The organism is Neorhizobium descurainiae, assembly GCF_051400715.1.
Lineage (GTDB): Bacteria > Pseudomonadota > Alphaproteobacteria > Rhizobiales > Rhizobiaceae > Neorhizobium.
This window is the reverse complement of the sequence record NZ_JBLFFK010000055.1, coordinates 1-4,766: the sequence shown is the minus strand read 5'-3', so window position 1 is coordinate 4,766 and position 4,766 is coordinate 1. Positions and strand designations below refer to the sequence as shown.

Genomic DNA, 4,766 nt, shown 5'->3' with positions numbered 1-4,766 from the left:
ATGTCCAAGCCCTCATTCGGGCTCAACATCGTCAATCACGCCGTGATCCGGAAGGTGGGTGCAAAACACCGCTTACGTTCATCAGGGCTAAATCAAACTAGCCGACATGTCCGGTGAAACGGGGGCACTCCACCGGGCCCGTTCAGGCAGCGTAGTTCCATGGCATAAGCGCGTCAATTTCACTGCTGAGCCATCCATTCGCAAGGCGCTCAAGCGTCTGGGTGTGTTCCGGCGTATCCCTCCGGCGGGACTTTCAATTACCCACATCGTCGGTTGGACCCGATTGAGATGCCGATTGCGATGTCTTGCAAGCGCGTCATGCCGCGCCAGACGACCATGTTGCCGGGAGGCGGATCGTGGTTACGGGCGAGATAGCCCCCAAGCATCGCTATCTGCAGCAGATACTCTGCGAGCGTGTGCTGCTTGAGACGCTGTCGAGCTCGGGTCTCATCGATTTGGTCGAGGACCGTGATTTCAGAGGAGGTGAGAACGCTGTCGGGCGCGGCATCTGGGTTGGCGCGTGCCGACATGGTGACAAAGAAGATGCGCCAACTGACCACTGCGATGAGGGCGAGAAATTTCGTCAGCCGTTCGGCAGTCTCGAGCCTCGCCTCCTCGGCACGGCAGCCGGACTTCATGACCTTGTGGAACACCTCCGCTTTCCAGCGCAGCGCATACCAGCCAAGCTTCTCGACCGCCCCTGATAGATCGTCGACCGGCAAGTTGGTCACCAGCTTCCAGTCGATCGGCGCACGATCGGCCGGCGGCTTCTCCTCGAGCGCATGGATGTAGGTCAGAACCCGCGGACTATAGCGCTTCTGCTTGCCTACGGGCGGCAAGGTGTTGATTGTGGCGAATTTCACTTGCAGCCAAGTCGTCTCATCCTTGCCAACCGCAATGCAATGACGTCCCGCCCAAGGAGCCGCTGCAAGTTGGGCGAAGACGCGATGATCAGGACGGTGCGTAGCAGCGTCGGCGGCACGCTCCGCCAGCCTGTTTGTCTGCACCCGCACGAGGAAGTTGGTACCAAGATCATGCGCGGTGCAATAGAGTTCATAGATGTCACTTTCCCTGTCGCCTACGTGCACGCAACGTTCGGGCGCGCCAACGAGCGCGATGGACTGGCGCAAGTTCTCCAGCCAGCGGTAACTCTCCTTCGTCTCGATCGGCACGCGCGTGGGATTGACGTGCCGCTTGAGCGCGAGTGTTCCCTTGTACTTCCTTCGGGTCCAGAACTTCACCGCCGCCAGACCGAGAGGCGTGCCGGTGAGGGTTACGGCCAAGCTTGAATGCATCAGCACTCCGCACAAGGTCTGCACATTTGGCTGTCCAGCCTTGTAGCGCCCTGCGTTAATGGTCTTGGTAAAGCCGATTTTGCCGGGTTGAGCGCGGCTGTAGATGAACTCGGTCGTGTCCTGCAGGATCAGGATCGGACCTTCGCTCGCCGCCACGCGCGCCGCAGTCGCGGCGAAATGACCGGCAAGAATGCTATGGTCGGTCACACGCGGGTTGTCGAAGAAGCGATAGGCGGCCTTCGTGGCTGCCCAGTCGCCACAGACCGCTGGAATTGGCTTGCCCGGCGCAGCTGACATCTGATCCAGCAACCGCCGTAGCCGGCGGTGTCGGGTAGGGTTGCTGCAGAGAGTTCCTCTCCCTGCCAGGCATTCTCGCTGGTGTCGGTTTCGCCTCGCATCGCTGACGCCTCCGTGATTCGGCGTCACAGACAGAATCACGGCAGATTCACACGGCGCAATAGCCCGGAAGACGTAAGCGCGATTTTCCATGCACATTGACGTAGGCGGCATCACCGAAAGGCCCCCTTGTGAAGCTATATCCGGCCCTATCAGTCGGCGGCGGAGGTTTCGGAGAAGTTGAACGGCAGCAGATCGCCAATGTCGGCGGCTTCTTCGCGCTGAGGCAACTCAGTGAGCACTTGGCGTAGCCAGGTGAGTGGGTCAACGCTACAGGCGCGGCAGGTCAGCATCAGACTGTAGATCACAGCGCTGGCCTTGGCTCCGTCAGCGGTGTCGCTGAAGAGCCATGATTTTCTTCCGGTCGCAAAAACTCTGATGTCGCGTTCCAGAATGTTGTTATCGATCGGCATCCTGCCGTCGCTGATGTAGCGCGTCAGATAATCCCATTGGTTCAGGGTGTAGGACACGGCATCGCCGAGCTTGGTATCCGGTACGACCTTTGGCGCGATGGTATCGAGCCAAGACTTGAGTGCGGTCAGGACAGGCAAGCTGTGCTGTTGCCGGAAACGGCGAATGCAATCGGCCTTCATCTCCCCAACATCGGGCGTTTGGTCTCGCGCCTGTTTTTCGATCCGGTAGAGCTGCTCGAAGAACCGGAGCGCCTGCTCCGGAGGTCCGCCTCCATTCTTCCTGGTCTTGAGAGCCTCGACAAAGCGCCGCCGTGAATGAGCCATGCATCCGACATGGGTTGCGCCATGCAATGTGCGCCAGGCTGTGTAGCCATCGCTCACCAATATGCCGCGGTAGTCCCCGAGAAAGGTCTGCGGGTGAACCTGACCGCGGCCGGGCTGGTAATCGAGAAGCACGATTGGCTCGTCACTGTCCTCGCTGCTGCGGTACGCCCACATGTACGACGTGCTGGTGGATTCCTTGTCCTTTTCCTTCAGCACCTGAACCGTCGTCTCATCGCCATGAATGAGAGGCTGCGACTGAAGCCGCAATCTCAGCGCATCGTAGATACGACGCAGGTGCCTCTCGCTCGAACCGATCACCCAGTGCGCGAGAGCACCCCGGCTTATAGGTACGCCGGCCCGTTCGAACGTTTGCGCCACGCGATAGAGTGGCGTGCCATCGACGTATTTGTGGACGAGTGCGAAGGCCAGCGTGGAGGCGGTGGCAATGCTGCCCGGCAATGGTTGCGGCGGCATCGGTGCGATCACGACAGGCGTGTTGATCCCGGTGCGGTCGCAATGGCGGCAGGCGTATTTGAACCGCACATTCTGCAGAACCTTAGCCTTGACCTCGATATGGAACTGCTCGGTAACGGCTTCGCCCATGCGATGCATTTGACTGTCGCAGCAAGGGCAAGCTTTCTGATCGTCGGGCAGATCGTATTCGACACGCTCGCGCGGCAGGTCTTCCGGCAGAGGTCTGCGGCCACGCTTTTTACCCGCGGCACTTTCGACCGCCGGCAGGCCTGTATCCGGGAGATCGGCGACGTCGTCGCCATGATCAGGATCATCCTCGTCCGCGGCTTCTTCGGCTTCGTTGAAGATGCGATCGATGTGCTTTTCGCTGCGGGGTGCAAATCGATGCAGCCTTGCGAGCGCCAGTTCTTCTTCCAGCTTGACGACCCGTCGCGAGAGCGCTTCCTTCTCGGCCTTGAGCGCAGCGATTTCGGCGGCATTTGCCGCCAACTGCGCCATCAGCTCTGCAACATCAGGTTCGCCGGTTCGGGTCATCCCAGTTTTGAATCTGAACCGCGTCGCCGCGTCAACAGATCAACGCGCCACCTCAGCCGGCGATCTGATATTGCCGCACGGGATGGCGGATCATCGCATCGATATCGATCCCGTCGAGGATCCAGTGCAATTGCTCGGTCGTCAGGGTAACCACCGCCACCTCTCGGCGCGGCCATCGGAACTTGTCTTCCGTCAACCGCTTCAGGATCAGCACAAAGCCCGACCGGTCGAAGAGCAGCAGCTTCACCCGGTCACGCCGGCGATTGCAGAAGGCAAACACCGCAGGGGCAAACGGGTCCAATGCCATCGTCTCCTGGACCAGGACCGCAAGGCTGTTGATGCCGGCCCGGAAGTCGATCGGCTCCCGATGAAGATAGACCTTGAGATCAGCGCCCAGTCTGAACATGACTCAACGCTCCGATTATCGCCGTCAATCCGCTGACATCATTGCATTCCAGCGTCAGTCTCACACCATTGGGCAGTGTCGCGCTCACCTTTGCTGGAGAGGAAAGCGGGCCGTTCCTGTCCTTTCCCAGCAATCGCTCTTCGCGATCCACCGCAGGCATCTCAATGTCGAACTCCCTGCTCGGGGCGGAGACCTGAACCGGGATAAACGCAGATATCGAAGACGGCGATAATGGATGGGCCTGGGCGTGCTTCCTGATCCATTTCCAAACGAGGTTCGCATTGACCCCGTGTTCTCGCGCCAGTCTCGATACCGATGCGCCGGGCTCAAGGCAGGCTGCAACAAGACGATCTTTCGACCCGTGATCGAAGCGGCGTCTTCCATTCCGACCGACCAGCCGTACCGCGAGCTTTTGACTTTCATCCATAACTTGGTGTCCACCTCTTTTAAGTGGACACCACATGCCAAAGCTCACTCAAGATCAGAAGGTGCAGAGAAATTCGCGCTTACCGGAAGACGATGTGGGTAATTGAAAGCGTCACCGGAGAGGTACGGACGCACAGCATCAAGATCGAGCGCACCTTTCCCGTCATCGGCCTTGCGGAGCCCATGCTCCTCGAAGCAACCGGCCGCTGCCCTCCCGAGGACATCGGCGGACCGAGAGGCTATCAGGAGTTCCGCGAGGCTCTCGCCGACCTGATCCACGAGCGCCATGCCGAGCTCGTCGAATGGTGGGGCAGCACAGAATACGATCCGCACAAAACCAACTTCGCCGAGCTCAACAAAGCCGTCGATGATCTGGCGGCAAAGTGGGCCCGCAAGTCACGCCGAGAAACCTAAAAGCCCTTCAGAGTCCGTCCGAGAATTCATGAGCGGCGTGCGATCCGTCTGACGAGGGTCATGATGGATGCGGCATAAAGGAAG

General features: G+C 59.6%; 5 protein-coding genes. 1 reads left to right on the top strand and 4 read right to left on the bottom strand.

Going from position 1 to position 4,766, the window contains the following annotated elements; all coding sequences use genetic code 11:
* Window positions 1-257: 257 nt before the first annotated feature.
* The 4 genes from ACMGE0_RS33280 to tnpA all read right to left on the bottom strand — a co-directional run bounded on the left by ACMGE0_RS33280 (window position 258) and on the right by tnpA (window position 4,269).
* Entirely contained in the window at window positions 258-1,604 is a 1,347-nt protein-coding gene (locus ACMGE0_RS33280) for an IS4 family transposase (RefSeq protein WP_436820124.1), read from the bottom strand.
* Window positions 1,605-1,843: 239 nt separating this feature from the next.
* On the bottom strand, window positions 1,844-3,436 hold the full coding sequence (tnpC, locus tag ACMGE0_RS33275; protein ID WP_436820123.1) for an IS66 family transposase: 1,593 nt from the start codon (window positions 3,434-3,436) through the stop codon (window positions 1,844-1,846).
* A gap of 52 nt (window positions 3,437-3,488) precedes the next feature.
* Window positions 3,489-3,842: an IS66 family insertion sequence element accessory protein TnpB gene (tnpB, locus tag ACMGE0_RS33270; RefSeq protein WP_400678231.1), complete on the bottom strand. Its 354-nt coding sequence runs from the start codon at window positions 3,840-3,842 to the stop codon at window positions 3,489-3,491.
* Complete coding sequence (tnpA, locus tag ACMGE0_RS33265) at window positions 3,823-4,269, bottom strand: IS66-like element accessory protein TnpA (RefSeq protein ID WP_436820122.1); 447 nt, start codon at window positions 4,267-4,269, stop codon at window positions 3,823-3,825. The genes tnpB and tnpA overlap by 20 nt, the downstream gene beginning before the upstream one ends.
* Before the next feature lie 92 nt (window positions 4,270-4,361).
* Here tnpA and ACMGE0_RS33260 point away from each other — a divergent pair, with 92 nt between their 5' ends.
* Window positions 4,362-4,682, top strand: coding sequence for an IS1096 element passenger TnpR family protein (locus ACMGE0_RS33260; protein WP_436820121.1), 321 nt, complete (start codon window positions 4,362-4,364; stop codon window positions 4,680-4,682).
* The last annotated feature ends 84 nt before the right edge of the window (window positions 4,683-4,766 follow it).